This window comes from Rathayibacter sp. VKM Ac-2929 (genome assembly GCF_022815495.1).
GTDB lineage: Bacteria > Actinomycetota > Actinomycetes > Actinomycetales > Microbacteriaceae > Rathayibacter > Rathayibacter festucae.
The window spans coordinates 479,923-496,959 of record NZ_JALGRV010000004.1; the positions used below are offsets into that span (position 1 = coordinate 479,923).

Consider the following 17,037-nt stretch of genomic DNA (forward strand, 5'->3'; position numbering starts at 1 on the left):
AGGGTCAGGGCGGCGACGGTGATCGCGTCCTGGAAGCGGAGGAGGTCGGGCGGTGCGCTGACGGATCACGAAGCCGGTCCCCGCGAGGACCGCGGCCGCCGGACGCGACCGAGGAGGCGCCGGTCACCCGCTGCAGGCCCGTGGTCGACGGGTGCAGGCCGCGGCCGAGGGCGGGCAGGGCGACGGTGAGGATCGAGCTGTCGAGCATCCCGAGCAGGGACGCGGCCGACAGGCCGGTGAGGGCGACCCGCTCCTCGCGCAGGCGGCGTGGGGCCGTGCCTCGCGGGGCGGATCGGGGGCGTCGATCACCATGGGCGCACTCCTTCACGGGGAAGAAGTGGCGGATCACTCGATGCCGCGTGTGCGCACAGACCGCGGACGAGCGCGGACTGCTTTTTACCTCAGATGAGGAGAGAGTACACCCGGGCGGAGGCCCGGCGATCGGAACCCGGCGTCGAGCAGGGCGGCTCCGGCGTCGAGTGAGCGGTTAGGCCCCGGGCTCGGAGGAGCGGTTCAGCTGCGCGGCGATCGGCACGGTGCCGGCGACGACCACGTCGCCGGTGTGAGCGGTGGTGACGGTCTCGATCAGCACGATCTCGACCTCCTCCTCGGCCACGGGATTGTGCCGCACACCGCGGGGGACGACGAAGAACTCACCGGGAGCGAGATGCACGTCGGGCCGGTTCTCGAGCTGGATGCGCAGCCGGCCCGAGACGACGAGGAACATCTCGTCCTCCTCGTCGTGCGAGTGCCAGACGAGCTCGCCGAGGAGCCTGGCCACCTTCACGTACTGATCGTTCACCCGTCCGACGACCCGCGGCGTCCAGTGCGACGACACCTGGGCGAGCTCGGAGGAGATGCTGACGCTGTCCTGATCCATGCCTCCAGTCTTCCGGGCGGACCCGCGGCATGGTCTTCACTCAGGTCACCGACAACCGCCCTCGGTCTTGTCGCTGTCCACGAGCCGATCCTCCGGGCGGTCCTCGAGGCGGTCCTCGAGCGGGTCGCCTCGGCTCAGAGGGCTTCGAGCACGTCCAGCGCCCGCTGGACCCCGTGCTCGCTCCGCAGGAGGCGGCCCACCTCGGCGGCCCGCTCGCGGCGGGACAGGGCGTCGGTCATCGCGGGCACGAGGGTGCCGGCCGAGAGCCGGCGCAGCGGGACCGGGGCGGCGGCGAGGCCCTGCCGGTGCAGCTGCGCGGCCCAGAACGGCTGGTCGGCGGTGACGGGCACGACGACCGCCGGCACGCCGGCCCGCGCGACGGTGTGGGAGGTGCCGGCCCCGCCGTGGTGCACGGCGAGCGCCGCGCCCGGCAGCACCGCGTCGAACGGCGCCGACCGCACGGCCAGCACATCGTGACCGCGGGACTCCGCCGGCAGCGCGAGGCCGCCCCAGCCGGTGACGAGCAGCACCCGCAGGCCGTGCGCTCGCGCGGCGGCGACGATCGCGCCCCCGCGGGCCGCCGCGTCGCCGGCGGCCATCGAGCCGAAGGAGGCGACGAGGTACGGGCCGGCGGCGAGGAATCCGGCGACCCCCGGGTCGACGGCGGCCGCCGGATCCTCCCCGTGCCACGCCCCGGTCTGGTGCACCCGCTCCGGCCAGTCGTCGGGGCGCGGCAGCAGCGCGGAGCTGACGGCCATGAGCGTCGCGCGCGACGGCGAGCGCTGCTCCGGACGGCGACCGCCCGGCAGCTCGGCGGCGGCACGGGCGACGTCGGCCTCGAAGAGCCGCGCGGCACTGCGCGGCACGGCGTAGGTGTGCCGGTTGTAGGCGCCGAGGTCGCGGGTGGCCGTGGGGCCGCCGGCGGCGGGGAAGCGCTCGCTCGGGGTGGCCACCGGAGCGAACTCCACCAGCACCCGGGGCACGCCGAGCGCGTCCGCCGCCATCGGCGCGCTGAGGATCAGCGGGTGGTGGACCACCACGTCGGGCTCGAAGGCGATCGTCTCCCGCACCGCGGTGGCCAGCATCCGCCGCATTGCGGGCCGCACCTCCCGGCGCAGATGGTTCGCGAGCGCCCACGGGGTGCGGCCGGCGGGGGAGAGCATCCGCCGCGCGTCCAGGCCGAGCGCCACGGTGTCGACGCCCTCGGGGGCGTCCGCGTCGTCGGGCAGGGCCAGCAGGACCTCGTGACCGCGGGCGACGGCGTGCCGGGCGAGGGCCGCGAAGGGCTCCACATCGCCGCGGGTGCCGGCGGTGGCGAGCATCATACGCATCCCCCCAGTGTGGCCCGCAAGTCATCACCCCGCGTCGAGGGGCCGGGTAGCCTCGGGCGAGTGACTGATGGCAGTGAGCGGACGGCGAGCACCGCACCGCTCGCGATCGGCGCGGTCGTGCGCCGCCTCGTGCACATCTCGCGCCCGGTGCTCTGGATCAACACCATCGGCTCCGGACTCGTCGCCGTGTGGCTCACCGGCGCGCTGTTCGACCTGCGGGCGCTGCCGATCATCCTGTGGCTCACGCTGCCGTTCAACGTGCTGATCTACGGCGTCAACGACATCTACGACCAGGACACGGACGCGGCCAATCCCCGCAAGGGCTCGATCGAGGGCGCGAGGATCCGGCAGTCCGAGGTGCGGCTGATCGCCTGGGCCGTCGCGGCGACCAACGTCCCGTTCCTGGTCTACTTCCTCCTCGCGCTGCCGCCGCTCGCGAACGCCGCGATCCTGCTCTACGCCGGCGTCTTCGTCTTCTACTCCGCGCCGCCGCTGCGCTTCAAGGCGCGGCCCTTCCTCGACTCGCTGAGCAACGCGGCCTACGCGCTGCCGCTGGTCATCGTGCCCGCCGCCTTCGAAGTGTCGCCGGTCTGGCCGGCCGCCCTCGGGCTGATGGCCTGGAGTGTGGCCAAGCACGCCTTCGACGCGGTGCAGGACATCGTGGAGGACCGCGACGCGGGCATCACCACCACCGCGGTGCGGCTCGGGGCGCGCGGGACGGCCCTGTGGAGCGGGGCCTGGTGGCTCGTCTCCACAGTGCTGTTCGCCCTGGTGAGCGTGCCGGTCGCCGCGGTCAACCTCCTGATCGCCGGTGTCCTCGTCGTGCGCCTGCTGCGCGACCCGACGCCGGAGACCGGTCACCGGCTCTACCGCCTGTCGGTCGCCTTCCCGTACATCGCGGGCTCCTTCACCGGGGTCCTGCTGCTGGTCTCGATCGTGCTGGGAGGCTCCGCATGAGCCGCGTCGTCGTCGTCGGCGGCGGGATCGGCGGGCTCACCGCGGCCGCGCTGCTCGCGCGCGCCGGCCACCGGGTCACCCTCCTGGAGGCCTCCGCCGAGCTCGGCGGCAAGAGCCGCCGCCTCCAGCTGGGCGAGGACCGCATCGACACCGGGCCGTCCCTGGTGACGTTCCCGGCGGTGTGGGACGAGCTGCTGCGGCGCCTCGGCGACGGCGACCGCGCCCCCGAGCGCGTCCGGGACGCCGGCCGGCTCGACCTGGTGCGGATGCCCGAGGTGGGCCGCTACTACTACGACGGGGAGGAGACCTCGCTGCCGGTCGCGCCGGAACACCCCTGGTACCCGGCCTGGCGGCGCTTCTCCGAGCTGCACGCGCCCCTCGCCGACGACGTGACCGAGCTGCTGCTCGCCGACCCGCTCGACCGGGCCGCGCTCCCGGCGCTGCGCCGGCTGCTGGCCGTCTACGGCTCGCGGCTCACCACGCGCGCCTACCTCGACGGCCTGCCCTGGCTGCCGGAGGGGCTGCGCGAGATCATCGCGATCCACACTCTCAACGCGGGCGTCTCGCCCGCGCGCACCCCCGCCCTCTACGCGAGCATGCCGGCGATCATGGCCGAGACCGGGGCCTGGGTGCCCCGCGGCGGCGTGTACGAGATCGTGCTGGCGCTGAGCCGGCTGGCCGAGGCGGCCGGCGTCGAGGTGCGCACCGGCGAGGCGGTCATCCGCATCGAGCGCGGGTCGGTCACCACGGACACCGGGCACTATCCGGCCGACCTCGTCGTCAGCGCTCTGGACGCCGACCGGCTGGAGGTGCTGACGGGTCCGTCGCGGCTGCCGGCGCTGCCCCGCCTGCGCCCCCGCACCCTCTCCTGCTCGGCGATCGCGCTCTACGGCGTGCTGCGGGAGGAGCTGCCGGCGAGCATCGCGACGCACAGCGTGGTGCTGCCGACCCGGCCCGCCGCGCTGCACCGCAGCCTCGAGGCGGGCGACGAGCCGGCGGACACCATGGTGTTCGTCAACCAGTACCGCGCGGGCGAGGTGTACCCGAATCCGCACAGCACCCTCGGCGTCCTGCTCACCGCGCCCGCCGACGGCGGCCGGTACACCGCCGAGCACCCCTTCGTGCGGCGCGAGGTCGAGCGCGTCTCGCGGGCGATGAGGCTCGACGGGCTCCTCACCGACCTCCTCGACGAGCAGACGGTGCTCGATCCGCAGTACTACGGCGAGGGCGGCGAACCGCACGGCGCGCTCTACGGCGCGGCGCGGCCCTCCTGGCAGAGCGGGCCCTTCCACCGGCCCGCGTACCACGACCGCCTGCGGCCGTGGCTGTGGCGGGTCGGAGCGTCGGTGCACCCCGGCGGCGGGATCCCCGCGGTGGTGGGCGGCGCGATGATCGCGGTGACCCGGCTGCTGAAGTCGAACCCGGCCTAGCCGGCGGAGGGGTGCGCCGCAGCAGGCGGAGGCGGAGCCCTCTGCATGCTGGTCGAGTAGCGCCGCAGGCTCGTATCGAGACCCGCTGTCGCCTGACGTGTCGGTGATGGTGGATCTCGATACGCCCGCTGCGCGGGCTACTCGATCAGCATGGGTGCGCTGCCTGCTGCGTGCGGCTCCGCGCCCTGCATGCTGGTCGAGTAGCGCCGCAGGCGCGTATCGAGACCCAGCGGCAGCCGTGCGCCGGCGGCGCCGCGTCAGGCGGGCGTGAGCCGGAGGGGCGGGCGGGGCTGGATCGGCGTCGTCCCCGGTGCCGTCGGGGAGATCCACTGCACGACCGGGCTGGTCGTGGTCGAGCCCGGGCCGAAGGTGAAGGCGAAGTCGGCCGCACCGGCGACGGTCGGACCGGTGAGGTACGCGAACGCGGCGCTGTCCTCGTCGACGACGCTCCAGCCCGCGGGCAGGGCGATCGTCGACGCGTCGAAGAGCTCGGCGGGGATCAGCAGGAGTCCGGGGTAGCCGATCGCGTAGCAGTCGGCGGGCACCAGCAGCCGGAGCGTCGACGTCCCGCCGAAGACGGCGGGGTTCGTCAGCCACTCGAGCACGGGGAAGCCCCGCGGCCCGACCTCGATGGTCGACGAGACGGAGCCGGTGACCTCGCTCTCGGTCCAGGTGGCCGTAGTCGTCCAGTTGCCGGACAGCTCACCCCACTCGACGTTGAAGCCCTTGGTCCCCGCGCTCACGCCGTCGGGGGCGAGGATCGTGATCGTCCGGCCGTTGTCGTTGATCACCGTCCACCCCGCCGGCGCGACGACCGACTTCGCGGGGGAGAAGGCGTACTCCTCGAGGACGGTCAGGGTGAGACTGCCGGTCCCGCGGACGACCGGAGTGCCGCGTGAGGGCGACTCCAGGGTGAGGAACAGGAGGGACGACTCCGTCTGGACGCCCCTCGGGCCGTCCCAGGACAGGCGGGCCGTGAGCCCGGCGGTGCTCGCCGCGGCCATCGGCGCGGCCGTCGCGACCGCGACGACCGGGGTCGACCAGGCCGCCCCGAGCACGGTGCGCCTCGCGACGTCGGAGGGGCGGGGGTCGCGGACGCCGTGTGTGCTCATCGGGGCGAGTGTCGCAGTGGGGGAGTGTCCGCGGCAAGATCCTCTAGCGGACATGTCCGCTAGAGGACAGGGATGCGGGGCAACAGACCCGTGCCGCGGACCCGGCCGCTCGTCGATCCGACCGGTGTGCCCCGCCGTCCGCCCGCCGGCCCCTCATTCGGGTGCGGGGATGGTCCGGCGGAAGGTGATCACCTCGGAAGCGACCTCCCGCAGGTCGAGGGTCAGCGCTCGGGCCTCGTCGCGCAGAGCGGCGAACGCCGCGTCCGCGCTCAGGCGCAGGCTCACGCTGAGGAAGCCGACCGCCTGCAGGACCGGCACGTCGTCGTCGCCCACCTCCTCGAGCGCGCCGACCCAGGACAGGAAGGGGCCCGGCTCCTCGCCCGGCTCAGTCACGGCGGTCTCCGCCGCCGGCCGGGAAGGAGCTCCGGAGGGCGTTGCTCAGCTGCTGCACCGTTCCATGGTCGGCGATGCGTCGCCCGGGCGGGGACGGGGTTGCCGGGACCGGCGAGCAGGAGGTAGCCGACCGCCGCTCGTCCTGCGGAGCGAGGCGCTCCGCGCGGCCGCGCAGGTCGGGCCGGCTCCGCACTGCGGCGCCTGTCGGTCACGCCGGAGTGCGCGCAGCCGACGGGAACCCGCGCAGAGGCGGCGCCGCCAGGACAGTGAGCCCCCTCCTCACGGCCTCCGATCCGGATCCGGAACCCCGTGTGTCTGCAACCCAGACCTCCCGAGTCGCTCTGGGAAGCGCTCGGGGGGGCCAGGAGCGGGATGTCGCACCGATATCGACGAAGCGTGAGGATTCCGGCCCGTTCGGGCGTAGCCTCCGTTCCGACCCCATCAGGACCCCTTTCGCGTGGCCACGGCATCCATTCCGGATGCACCCGACGTCAGGATCCCCATGGGACGACTCGTCTACGACTCGCGGCTCGACGTGGACTTCGAGGACCGCCTCCTCGGTCACCTCCAGGTCGTCATCGGCACCAAGCTCGGCCGAGGCGAGAGCTTCTACCTCTCCTGGAAGGACCTGCCTGCCGTGGGCAGCGGTCGCACCTCGATCTGGCTGCATCCCGCCAGCGCGCTCCGTTTCCGGTACGCCAGTGTCGATCGCGTCGTCCTCAACCAGGCCTGGGTGCGGCGCTGGATCGCGGACTCCTACGCCCCGGGCGGGCTGCGCCTCACCGACGAGCCGGAACCCGAGGGGGACCGTCCGACGAGGACCGTGACTCCGGCATCGTCCCCGCGGGCGCCGCGGCTCTGACATCGTCCCGGGGACCGTCAGTCGCGCGCCCCGAGGGCGGACTCGGGTGTGCTGCCGTCCCAGGCCGCGAGCAGGCGGAGGCGGTCGGCGCTGTCGCCGTGCTCGTCGGGGTAGTAGATCACCAGGACGAGCCCGTCGACCGGCAGCTTCTCGCGGTGCAGGTCGAGGGGGCCGACCCGGGGGTGGTCGATCGTCGCGGTGCCGCCGCGGAGCGGGCGGACGTCGTGCCGGGCCCAGAGGGTGCGGAAGCGGGCGCTGGCGAGGGACAGCTCGCCGACGAGCTCGACCGCGCGGGGGTCGCTCGCGTCCTGGCCGAGGGTCTGCCGGGCGACGCCGACGAACGACTCGACCGCTGTCTCCCAGTCGCGGTGGAACAGGCGCTCCTCCGGATCGAGCAGCAGCGACCGCAGGCGGTTGTGGCCGGGAGCGAGCCGCGGCGAGAGCGACACGGCCGCCCGGTTCGAGGCGAGGACGTCGAAGTAGCGGCCCTCGACGAACGCGGGGACCTCGAGTGCGGCGAGGAGGTGGTGCAGCCGCGCGGGGACCTGCTCCGCCGACCGCGCGCGCCGCCGCACGCGGGGCTTCGGCGCGGCGAGGTCGTGCAGCCAGGCCGTCTCGACGTCGTCCAGCTGCAGGACCCGGGCGATGGCCTCGAGCACCTGCGCGGAGGGGTTGTCGTCGCGGCCGCGCTCGAGGCGGACGTAGTAGTCGGCGCTGATGCCGGCGAGGAGGGCGACCTCCTCCCGGCGGAGGCCCGGCACCCGCCGCCGCGTCCCCGGCGGCAGGCCCACCCGCTCGGGAGCGACGAGCGCGCGCCGGGCCTGCAGGTACTCGCCGAGCGCGTTCGCCGGTGCGTCGACATCCATGGGGCCGACGATACCCACCCCGTCGCCCGCGGAGAGAGGCCCTGCCACTCCCCGGATCCGCCGGGACCTGGCTGCCCCCGGCGGCGGCGACGACCATCGAGCCGAGCCGCTCACCGCGGACCCGTTCCCCCAGGAGGAGACACCATGGACATCACCGACCGCACCGTCCTCGTCATCGGCGGCACCTCGGGCATCGGCCTCGGCCTCGCCCGCCGCTTCGCCGCCGCCGGCAGCACCGTCGTCGTCGGCGGACGCGACACCGCCCGGGTCGAGGACCTCGAGACCGTCCGGATCGACGTCACCGACGCCGACTCCGTGACCCGGGCCAGGGACGAGGTGCTGGCGGCGCATCCCGGCCTCGACACGGTCGTCACCATGTCCGGGGTCCTGCTCCAGGAGGATCTCCGCGACCCCGCCCACTTCGCCACCGCGGAGCGGACCGTCGCCGTCAACCTGCTCGGCACGATCCGCGCCGTCGACGCCTTCACCCCGCACCTCCTCGGCCGGGGCGGCGGCGACATCGTCACCGTGTCCTCGGGGATCGCCTTCCTGCCGTTCCCGCTGATGCCCAGCTACGGCGCGTCCAAGGCGGGCGTCCACGCGTACACCGAGTCGCTGCGGGCGCAGCTGGCCGGCACGGGCGTCCGGGTGACCGAGCTCGTCCCGCCGGCCGTCGCGACCGCGGGCCAGGAGGCCGTCAACCCGGCGGCCCTGCCCCTCGACGCCTACCTCGACGAGGTCCTCGAGCTCCTGACGCAGGAGCCGACCCCGGACGAGATCGTCGTCCGGGCCGCGCAGCGACTGCGCTGGGCCGAGCGGGACGGCACCTACGCCGAGCTCCTCGCCGCCCGGTCCCGGGCGCTCGACACCCTGCCGGGGCGCTGAGCCGGCGCCGGGAGACCGGAAGACGGCGATCACGGGGAGGCGCGAGCGGCCCGGCAGTCCTATCGTGATGGAGGAGGTCGTCATGGTTCGATCGGCAAGCAGGAAGACCCGTCCGTTCACGCCCCGTCTGCTCGTGCTCTCCGTCGCGGTGATCGGCGGACTCGCCGGCGTGACGGGCTGCTCGACGGGGGCGGCTCAGGAGACGCAGGCGTCGACGGCGCCCTCGGCGTCCACGTCGACGGCCGCGTCCAGCGCGACGGCCGCACCGGCGAGCCCTTCCGCGTCCGCACCGTCGTCCGCACCGCCCGCGTCCTCGGCCGGCTGCACCCCGAACGACACCCCCGTCCCGGCCGGCGTCGCGACGGCGGAGATAGGCGACATCGACGGCGACGGCCGGGCGGACCAGGCGTTCTACGACGAGGACGGCGGCTTCGACTACGGCATCCGCACCGCCTCGGGCGCGACCTTCCTGCAGCAGGACACGCTGGCGGGCCCGGCGACCCACCGCGGCTGGACGGTCGCGGTGAGCCCGACCCTCGCGGCGACCGTCCTCAGCGACGGCAGGACCGCCGCGCTCTTCGCGTTCACCGACTGCGCGTTCGTGACGCCGGTCGGCGTCGACGGGGAGCCCTACCGATTCGTGCTCGCCGGGTTCGGCGACGCCGGAACGGGCGTCACCTGCGGTACGGCCGACGCCGACGGCCACCATTCGATCTCCGGCGTCCTCGCCGCGCGGGACGCCGATGGGCGCTACAGCATCACCTCGACGCAGGTGGAGCTCTCGGCCGACGGGCGCACCGCGACCAACGGCGCCGTCACGAGCGGCGGCGACGACCTCGCGCAGGACGACCCCGCGGTCGTCGCCGCGATGACGGCGACCTGCGACGGCGTGGCGAGCGTTCAGACCAGCGGGGAGTGACCGCCCGGAGTTCCGCTCGGTCCGAGCGGGGCGCCCGGACCGCGGAGAGCGACAGCACTCGACCACCTCGCCTCCGGCGGTGGTGTCGAGGCGTCACCGACGCGGCGCTCGAGGACGGCGCGCCTCGGTGGCATCGGGGGTCAGGCGGGGTCGTACCCGCCCTCCTCGTCCCACTGGTCGAGACCCTCGCGGGCGGGCGACCGGGGGGCCGGGGCGGGGCGCCGCCACGTCGACAGAGCGGCGTCGGCCCAGGCGGTGACCGACCCGGGTGCGGCGTCGTACGAGGCCCAGAACCGCGTGTGGCGAGCCGCCTCCTCCCGCAGATCGTCCGCGGGGAGGACCGGCACGGCGGTGCGCGGTCGAGGTGCCACCGGGAGGCGTGTCATCGGGGATCCGGTCGTCGGCGCCGTGCTGATGAGTGCGGTCATGGCCGGACCATACGCCCTTCTCGAGGCCTCGAACGGAGGAGCCGGGAACCGGTCGGCGCGGGTGACTCGAAGTCGGTCCGCCGCACTCCTCCGCGGCGGCTCCGGTCCTGGCTCCGGGTGCTCCGGTCCGCCTGGTGCTCACCGGTCGCGCTGCCGTCGGCAGCCCGCCGCCTCTGCGACGCGGGTCGGCCTCCGCCGCCTGCTGGGCGACACGTCAGGACGAGGTCTGAGCGCACCGCGGGAGCGGAGCACGGTCGGCGAGGGGCCGCGAGGACCCGCCCGTCGCGGGGCTCCGTCGTCGGGGCGTCAGTGGGCGTCGTCGTTGCCCATCTCGTGCACGATCCGGCCCTGGCAGCCGGCCTGCGTCCAGTCGTAGGGGCCGGTCGAGGTGAGGTTCGTGCCGTAGAGGGCGGCCATGGCCTCGCTGTCCTCCGCGAGGGGCTCGGAGCCCCGGTCCTCGGGCGAGCGCTCCCACCACAGCTTGAAGGTGTAGTCGAAGCCCTCCTCGCGCATGCAGCCGGCGATGCGCAGCTGCATGTCGACCCAGCTGACCGCGTTGCCGAGCTCGTCGCCGACGAGGCTCGCCGGGTAGGTGATGTCGTCCGGTGCGTCGGAGACGTCGTAGAGGCGGACGCCCCACTGGTCGTAGCGGTGCCCGTCGGGGGCGGCGGTCGGCGTCGCCTCCTCGAACGGCGTGCCCGGCTCGTGGGCGGCGGGGGTGATCGAGGGGAGCGGCGACGAGGCGACGTCGTCCTCGACGACGGGCGGGTCGGCCGCCCGCGCGGCGGCGAAGCGGTCGTCGTAGTCCTGGACGGCCGACGCCGTGGTGGCGGCGAGGACGGCGCCGAGGCCTGCCGTGAGGAGCAGTCCTCCCGCGGCGAGGGCGATCGTGGCGCGCAGCCGGGTGGTGCCTCGAGGGCGGGGATCCGTCATGTCGTGACCTGGCTTCCGGTGGGGCGTCGGGCGATGGACCAGCAGAGGGCGGCGGCGAGCAGGACGAGTCCTTGCGCGTTTCCCAGCAGCAGGAGAAGGAGGTCGAGGGAGGGCACCGAGGACACGAGCACGGGGACCGTGGCGCTGATGTACCAGAGCGCGTCTACCGCGACCGTCGGGAGGACCGAGACGGCGACCGCTCCCAGCACGGCGCCGGCACGGCGGGTCCGGTGGTGCAGGAGCAGCAGCAGAGCCAGCGCGGCGACGGCGGTCGCCGCGAACACCGGTGCCGTCGTCGCGAACGGCACCGGACTCTCCGTGACCAGGCGGGTGCTCGCCCACCCGCCGACGACGACGGAGGCCAGGACGAGCACGAACACGACAGCCCAGAGGGCGGTGGAGAGCGACCCCACTCGCGCGTCGAAGAGCATCTCCGCGCTTCCCTCGTGGAGTCGGGCGCGGCGCCACAGCAGATCCGCCCCGGCGCCCCGGACCGTGCGCGAGGCGATCTGCCGAGCCGTGCGGCGGGGAGCCTGCTCACTCTCCTCGGCCCACCGGGTGTGCTCGAAGAGGTCGGACGCGATCTCCTCCGCCCGCTCGGTCGCGAAGTGCGGATCCAGTCCGCGGGTGTAGAAGCGGCACCAGCGCAGCGCGGCGACCGTGGAGCGGCGCACCGCCGCCGACGATCGGGCGCTCACGCCGTTCCACCGAGGACGAACGGGGCGCGACCGGCAGCGCTCGAGCGGGCAGCGGCGGCCGCGTGGGCGACGGCGCGTCCCTCGCCGGTCACCTCGTAGCGGCGGCGCGGAGGGCGGCCCTGCGCGTTCGCCTCCGCCTTGTCCTCCCAGGACGACGAGACGAGACCGCGCTCCTGCATCCTCCCCAGCGCCTTGTAGAGCGTGCCGTGCGCGGTGAGCGGCCGGCCGTCTCCACTGGCGAGCGATGCGGCGAGAGCGAAGCCGTGCGTCGGCTCGCCCGCATCGATGAGCGCGTCCAGGAGGTCGAGCTCGAGGGGGAGGACCGCTCCCTGCTTCCGTCTGGGCATGACCGAAGAATAGGAAGATAGGGGAGGGAGGTCAAGGGCGGCGCGGGATCGCGGTCGCCCGACCGGCGCGCTCCTGCTGAGGTGACTCCGTGCGGAGCGTCCGTCAGCGCCTGCGTTCCGGCCAGGCCTGCCACGCCCGGCTCCAGGGCGCGGACAGCTGCTGCCCGTCGTGACTGGTCACCTCATGCACGCCCTCCTCGTTGGTGTAGCCGCTCGACATGCCCAGCTCACCACCGCCTCCGATGCGGTAGGCGACGGTGATGCCGCCGTCGTGAGCGGTGATGCTCTCCTCGTAGCGTCCCGCGACGACGTCGAGGACGGTTCGCTCGAGGTCGTCCGCGAGGGCGGTCCAGTCGTCGTCGCAGGCGTCGCAGCCGCAGACGGGGTAGTTGAACCGCTGCAGTGCTCCGGCGTGGAGGAGGACGCCGGGGAAGACGGTCCAGACGATCGTCAGCGGGGCGGCGTCGACCGATCGCGGGGTGACGCGGACGGCGCGGGCGGCCCAGGAGATCTCGGCTTCGTCCCGGGCCGCGAGGGCCGGGTCGTCCTCGATCGTGACGTCGTAGCTGCGAGCGAGGTACTCGAGCAGGGCGTCCGCGATCGTGTGGACGGGTCGGAACCGCTCGGTGTCGCGGGTGACGGAGTAGCTCTCGTCCGGAGGTGGTCCTCCTCGCCAGCGGTTCCCGTAGGGGATCGGCCGGCCGTCCTCGTCGGTGAAGACGCGGTCCTCGACAGCGGGTCGGGCGTAGTCCGTCATGGGGGAGAGAGTACGGCGGAGCGCCGACCGGATCTCTCGTGTTCTTCCGCAGTGGCTCCCGGCCCGGACCTGCGCTCCGATGGCGTGCTGAGCCGCGCTGCGCGGCCTGCGGCGAGCCCGATCGTCCGAGCTCAGCGTCACCTGCGATCGACGCGGGCCTCTCCCCGCATCGTGAGCCGGAGGATCAAGGTGAGGACGAGGCCGAGGATGCCGCTGACGAGCAGCGCTGAGACGGCGACAGCGGAAGCGCCGAACGACCCCTGAGCATCGTTGCTCGTGTCCACCGGCACGAACCAGAGGACGACGGCTCCGACGACGAACAGCATGCTGACGACAAGGGCGCCGATGCAGGTGTCTCGCCGCACCTTCTCCTGGGACCCGTCTCCTGACAGGTTGACGAGCCAGAGGACCCCGATCACGGCGGGAGCGCCGGCGAGGAGCGCAAGGAACACGGGTTCTCCTGGTCGGTCTAGTGGGCGTCGTCATTGCTTTCGGTGAGTTCCAGTGTCGAGGGGCCCCTCTTGAAGGTGCGGGCCGACTACTGGTCCCAGGAGTACGTCCCCTAGGGACGCGTGCAGCGTTCTCGAGTTGACGGTGCCGGCGCCCCGACCGTCCCGCCCCGCCTGTCCCGCTCGAGGTGAGTCGATCGTCGTCGTTGCGCCGTCGACGTTCATCGCGCTGATGCGATCGACACGATGGAACGCTGAGAGGTCCACCAGCTCCATCCCTTCAGCACGAAGTCGTAGCCGGCAGAGGGGGTCAACGACTGCGCCTGCTCCGTCACCCATTGATCGGACGCACCGTTCCCGCCCGAGAGGAAGAGGGTCCCGCATTCAGTCGTCTCGACCTCGAACTTCGGGGTGTAGCGGGCGTGGATGTCGACGACCTCCGTCACTGTGCACCGAGCCGACGAGATCGTGTTCTCCCAGAGGACGCTCCAGGCGGTGATCGGCGCTGCTACCGCCAGGACCACGAGCGCTGTGACCGCCACAGCCTTTCGTCGCATCGAATGGACCAACCTCTCGAGCCCTCGAGGGCTCGGTCGTTTCCCGATCGTAGGACAGACGGTGTTCTTCGTAGCGCTCGACCTAGGCATGTGGGTGCGAGCGGCGGTCCAGGTGGTGGGATTGTCCGCAGCCAGGATCGCGCTATGACTTCACTCTCCGAGGTTGGAAGCTGCTTCTCTACCATCGCCAGATCGTAGGCGCCGACAGAGCGGAAGAGCTTCCGCTGCCGTGACCGCGCTGCCACCGTTGTCGCCCCACGGACCGAGCTGGAATGAGCGCATCGACCGTCTCGCCGGCGAGCTGATCGGCGCCGAGTGCACTGATCACCGCCGACCAGGCCCGCAGGCGACCGCCTCGGAAAAGGGGGATCACGCGGGCGGATCGTGGGAGAAGTCGAGCGATCCGGCGAGGACGAGTGCGGCCACGTCGCGCACTCCGATGCCTTCCGCGAAGGCGTAGGCGCGGATGATCGCGAGGGCGTCCGCCGGTGTCGACCGGGTCTGGCCGATCACCATCCCGGTCGCCTGGTGCACTTCCCGGCGCGAGAGCGCGGGATCACGAGCGAGCCTCCCGTTCTCCGGCAGGGTGATCGCCTGATCGACCACGGCCCTGGCGAGCGCTCCCGAGAGTCGGCCCGCGAGCTGCAGCTGTTCGGCGTCGAGCCGCATCGAGGCGCTGCTGTACAGGGTGACCGCGCCGATGCTCGAGGTGCCGATGACCAGAGGGACGGCGAGGACCGTCCTCGTTCCTGCCGCCTCTGCGGAGAGCGCGAAGACGGGCCATGCGGCGAAGTGCCGCTCGTCGTCGACCTGCATCTCGACAGGGCGGTAGGCGCGGTACGCGCTCCAGGCGGGCCCTTCGCCGAGGTCGATCTGCGTCTCGTCGAGAGTCGCCGCTCGACGGCTGGTCGCCGCGAGAGTCTGCATGTCGAAGGGAGCGCCGAGCACGGAGGTGGCCGCGTCCTCGCCGGGCAGCATAGTGGTGATGGAGGCGAGGAGCCGGTCGATCTCCTCGCCGAAGGCGCCGCCCGGCCGACTGGTGCTCACAAGAAGAAGCCGGGTACGCGCGTGCACTCGCTCGTGCCGAGCTCCGTCCCGATCACGAGCTGCAGGGGAGCGAGGAGCCGGTCGTCGACGTCGGTCCCGCGGCCGGAGTCGTCCTGCAGCCTGCCCATGGGGGTCCCGCCGTCGTGTGCGCCCGGGAAGGGTGCGGTTCGCCACGCGAGGTCTCGGATGGGCTCTGAGACTAGCCCCGTTCCGCACTGCTCGCACCGATCCGGGACGATCGGTCGCGCAATCGCCCGGACGGAGACGCGCAGGGCTGTTTCTGCGGTGTCACCGGGATATTCGTGAAACACCTCTTCGGGGTCGTCCGAGGCGTACTGTGACGGATGCCGGCCGCGTCGCGGAGGTGCACGACCTCTCTCCCGCCGATGGGTGACATCGCTCGGCCGAGCGGGCTTCTCCTAGCGATCCGAGCCGCCATGACCCCGCGGGACGAGAATCAGCACGACTCCGTCCGTGCCCTCCAGGACCTGATCTCCGCCTTCTCCGGACCGCACTGGGTGCACCCCGCCTACGTCGAGCACGTCCTCGCGCACGCCGCGGACCTGCTCGACACAGCGCTGGCCATCGGCGGGCCCGAGCAGATGCGCATGCCGACGCTGATGTGGCCGCGCTCGGCCGTCTTCGAGATCCCGAACCCGCCACCGGTGCCACCCGCGGCCCTCTGAACGGCAGGCTCTCCCGCCCTCGCTCGTGACGTCCCGGTTGAGCCGGTGCGCAGGGCAGCGCGACCGACGTCCGAGCAGGGGAGGGTCACCAGCGCCGCCGGTCGCGAGTGTGGTGGAGTGGAGCGCACCGCCCGTCACATCCCCGAGGAGCCACCATGCACGTCGTCGTCATCGGCGGGAGCGGCCACATCGGCTCCTTCCTCGTCCCCCGGCTCGTCCGCGCCGGGCACGAGGTCACGACCATCACCCGCGGCACCAGCACCCCCTACACCGCCGGCCCGGAGTGGGAGCAGGTGCGGAACGTCGTCGCCGATCGGCAGCAGGAGGACGAGGACGGCGTCTTCGCCGCCCGGGTCCGCGATCTGGCTCCGGACGTGGTGATCGATCTGGTCTGCTTCACCGTCGACTCGGCGCGGGCCCTCGTCGAGGCGCTCCGCGGGCACGTCGGCCATCTGATCAGCTGCGGATCGGTCTGGCGCTACGGGCCCACCCTGAAGCTCCCGATCCGGGAGGGCGAGGGCACGCCCGCGATCGACGAGTACGGCCGCCAGAAGGAGGCGATCGCCCTCCTCCTGAAGGCCGAGACCGCCGCGGGCGGCCTGCGCACCACCACGCTGCACCCGGGCCACATCAGCGGACCCGGCTGGGCGCCGATCGGCCCGCTGGGCAACCTCGACCCCGCCGTCTGGGAGACCCTGGCCACCGGCGGAACGCTGCGCATGCCGGGCTCGGGCGCGGAGTCCCTGCACCACGTGCACGCCGACGACGTCGCCCAGGCGTTCGAGCTCGCGGTGGCTCGGCCCGAGGAAGCCGCGGGGGAGGACTTCCACATCGTGGCTCCCTCGGCGCTCACGGTCCGCGGGTTCGCGCAGATCGCCGCGGGCTGGTTCGGGCAGGAGGCCGTGCTGGAGAGCGTCGGCTGGGAGGAGTTCCGCCGCAGCGCGGGCGACGACCTCGCCGACGCGAGCTGGGGCCACCTGCACCGCAGCCAGTACTTCTCCATCGACAAGGCGACGACGCTCCTCGGCTACGCGCCGCGGTACGAACCGGAGGCCGCCGTCCTCGAGGCCCTCCAGAGCCTGGTCGAGCGCGGCGAGCTGACCCTCCCGGTCGCGCTCCGGCCGCGAGCGCACTAGGCCGCAGCATCCGGCGCGGCCGGGCTTCGCGCGGGTCTCGATACGCGCCCGCGGCGCTACTCGAACAGCGTGGGTCGGTCTCGGTCGAGCGTCTGCAGGGCATGAGCGATTCATGCTGATCGAGCAGCCCGCGCAGCGGGCGTATCGAGATCCACATGTGCACGGAGGCGCTGGTCTGGATACGCCCCTACGGCGCTACTCGACCAGCATGTGTCGACCAGTCTGCGTGTGCCCTCCCATGCTGATCGAGTAGCCCGCGGAGCGGGCGTATCGAGCAGAGGGGGCGCCTTCGGCGCCAGCGCAGGGCGGGGAAGAGACTGACGTTCATGCGGTGGTGGGTCTCGATACGCCCCTTCGGGGCTAC

The 17,037-nt window shown here is 73.2% G+C and carries 21 protein-coding genes; 7 read left to right on the forward strand and 14 right to left on the reverse strand.

The annotated features are described in order from the left end of the window. Positions 1–487: 487 nt before the first annotated feature. Together MT355_RS14825 and MT355_RS14830 are read right to left on the reverse strand one after the other, a co-directional pair. The gene (locus MT355_RS14825; protein WP_243600103.1) at positions 488–880 is read right to left on the reverse strand and encodes a cupin domain-containing protein; all 393 of its coding nucleotides are present in this window, start codon (positions 878–880) and stop codon (positions 488–490) included. Between the two features lie 134 nt (positions 881–1,014). After that, a complete protein-coding gene (locus MT355_RS14830; protein WP_243600104.1) occupies positions 1,015–2,211 on the reverse strand; it encodes a glycosyltransferase in 1,197 nt (398 codons plus the stop codon). 60 nt (positions 2,212–2,271) lie between these two features. Here MT355_RS14830 and MT355_RS14835 point away from each other — a divergent pair, with 60 nt between their 5' ends. Both MT355_RS14835 and MT355_RS14840 read left to right on the forward strand, forming a co-directional pair. Further along, a complete protein-coding gene (locus tag MT355_RS14835; protein ID WP_243600105.1) occupies positions 2,272–3,168 on the forward strand; it encodes a UbiA family prenyltransferase in 897 nt (298 codons plus the stop codon). Further along, positions 3,165–4,598, forward strand: coding sequence for an NAD(P)/FAD-dependent oxidoreductase (locus MT355_RS14840; RefSeq protein ID WP_243600106.1), 1,434 nt, complete (start codon positions 3,165–3,167; stop codon positions 4,596–4,598). The genes MT355_RS14835 and MT355_RS14840 overlap by 4 nt, the downstream gene beginning before the upstream one ends. Positions 4,599–4,855: 257 nt before the next feature. Here MT355_RS14840 and MT355_RS14845 read toward each other — a convergent pair whose 3' ends face one another. Continuing rightward, positions 4,856–5,710 carry a hypothetical protein gene (locus MT355_RS14845; RefSeq protein ID WP_243600107.1) on the reverse strand — a complete coding sequence of 285 codons (855 nt, stop codon included), beginning with the start codon at positions 5,708–5,710 and terminating at the stop codon, positions 4,856–4,858. A gap of 153 nt (positions 5,711–5,863) precedes the next feature. Continuing rightward, a complete protein-coding gene (locus MT355_RS14850) occupies positions 5,864–6,103 on the reverse strand; it encodes an ANTAR domain-containing protein (RefSeq protein ID WP_123737003.1) in 240 nt (79 codons plus the stop codon). 502 nt (positions 6,104–6,605) lie between these two features. Between MT355_RS14850 and MT355_RS14855 the strand changes: the two genes are divergently transcribed. Next, positions 6,606–6,965, forward strand: coding sequence for an ATP-dependent DNA ligase (locus tag MT355_RS14855; protein ID WP_243600108.1), 360 nt, complete (start codon positions 6,606–6,608; stop codon positions 6,963–6,965). A gap of 17 nt (positions 6,966–6,982) precedes the next feature. Here the strand turns inward: MT355_RS14855 and MT355_RS14860 are convergent, their stop codons facing one another. Further along, on the reverse strand, positions 6,983–7,831 hold the full coding sequence (locus tag MT355_RS14860) for a helix-turn-helix domain-containing protein (protein WP_243600109.1): 849 nt from the start codon (positions 7,829–7,831) through the stop codon (positions 6,983–6,985). A 144-nt stretch (positions 7,832–7,975) separates the two neighbouring features. On the opposite strand from MT355_RS14860, the gene MT355_RS14865 reads away from it, so the two are divergent. Together MT355_RS14865 and MT355_RS14870 are read left to right on the forward strand one after the other, a co-directional pair. Beyond that, complete coding sequence (locus MT355_RS14865) at positions 7,976–8,716, forward strand: SDR family oxidoreductase (RefSeq protein ID WP_243600110.1); 741 nt, start codon at positions 7,976–7,978, stop codon at positions 8,714–8,716. A gap of 82 nt (positions 8,717–8,798) precedes the next feature. After that, a complete protein-coding gene (locus MT355_RS14870) occupies positions 8,799–9,635 on the forward strand; it encodes a hypothetical protein (protein WP_243600111.1) in 837 nt (278 codons plus the stop codon). A gap of 140 nt (positions 9,636–9,775) precedes the next feature. Here the strand turns inward: MT355_RS14870 and MT355_RS14875 are convergent, their stop codons facing one another. The 9 genes from MT355_RS14875 to MT355_RS21345 form a co-directional block, all read right to left on the reverse strand. Continuing rightward, on the reverse strand, positions 9,776–10,063 hold the full coding sequence (locus MT355_RS14875) for a hypothetical protein (protein ID WP_243600112.1): 288 nt from the start codon (positions 10,061–10,063) through the stop codon (positions 9,776–9,778). 306 nt (positions 10,064–10,369) lie between these two features. Further along, a complete protein-coding gene (locus tag MT355_RS14880; RefSeq protein ID WP_243600113.1) occupies positions 10,370–10,996 on the reverse strand; it encodes a hypothetical protein in 627 nt (208 codons plus the stop codon). Beyond that, on the reverse strand, positions 10,993–11,694 hold the full coding sequence (locus MT355_RS14885; protein ID WP_243600114.1) for a hypothetical protein: 702 nt from the start codon (positions 11,692–11,694) through the stop codon (positions 10,993–10,995). The genes MT355_RS14880 and MT355_RS14885 overlap by 4 nt, the downstream gene beginning before the upstream one ends. Continuing rightward, complete coding sequence (locus MT355_RS14890) at positions 11,691–12,041, reverse strand: PadR family transcriptional regulator (RefSeq protein ID WP_243600115.1); 351 nt, start codon at positions 12,039–12,041, stop codon at positions 11,691–11,693. Before MT355_RS14890 ends, MT355_RS14885 begins: the two co-directional genes overlap by 4 nt. A gap of 103 nt (positions 12,042–12,144) precedes the next feature. Continuing rightward, positions 12,145–12,798, reverse strand: a complete 654-nt coding sequence (locus MT355_RS14895; RefSeq protein WP_243600116.1) for a DUF6226 family protein — start codon at positions 12,796–12,798, stop codon at positions 12,145–12,147. Positions 12,799–12,935: 137 nt separating this feature from the next. Beyond that, a complete protein-coding gene (locus MT355_RS14900) occupies positions 12,936–13,250 on the reverse strand; it encodes a hypothetical protein (RefSeq protein WP_243600117.1) in 315 nt (104 codons plus the stop codon). A gap of 218 nt (positions 13,251–13,468) precedes the next feature. After that, the gene (locus MT355_RS14905; RefSeq protein ID WP_243600118.1) at positions 13,469–13,789 is read right to left on the reverse strand and encodes a hypothetical protein; all 321 of its coding nucleotides are present in this window, start codon (positions 13,787–13,789) and stop codon (positions 13,469–13,471) included. Positions 13,790–14,173: 384 nt separating this feature from the next. Then, positions 14,174–14,851, reverse strand: a complete 678-nt coding sequence (locus tag MT355_RS14910) for a GAF and ANTAR domain-containing protein (RefSeq protein WP_243600119.1) — start codon at positions 14,849–14,851, stop codon at positions 14,174–14,176. Then, a complete protein-coding gene (locus tag MT355_RS21345) occupies positions 14,848–14,979 on the reverse strand; it encodes a hypothetical protein (protein ID WP_279392414.1) in 132 nt (43 codons plus the stop codon). The genes MT355_RS14910 and MT355_RS21345 overlap by 4 nt, the downstream gene beginning before the upstream one ends. Positions 14,980–15,288: 309 nt before the next feature. Here MT355_RS21345 and MT355_RS14915 point away from each other — a divergent pair, with 309 nt between their 5' ends. Both MT355_RS14915 and MT355_RS14920 read left to right on the forward strand, forming a co-directional pair. Continuing rightward, the gene (locus MT355_RS14915; protein ID WP_243600120.1) at positions 15,289–15,537 is read left to right on the forward strand and encodes a hypothetical protein; all 249 of its coding nucleotides are present in this window, start codon (positions 15,289–15,291) and stop codon (positions 15,535–15,537) included. A 155-nt stretch (positions 15,538–15,692) separates the two neighbouring features. Beyond that, a complete protein-coding gene (locus tag MT355_RS14920) occupies positions 15,693–16,673 on the forward strand; it encodes an NAD(P)-dependent oxidoreductase (protein WP_243600121.1) in 981 nt (326 codons plus the stop codon). Positions 16,674–17,037 lie beyond the last annotated feature (364 nt).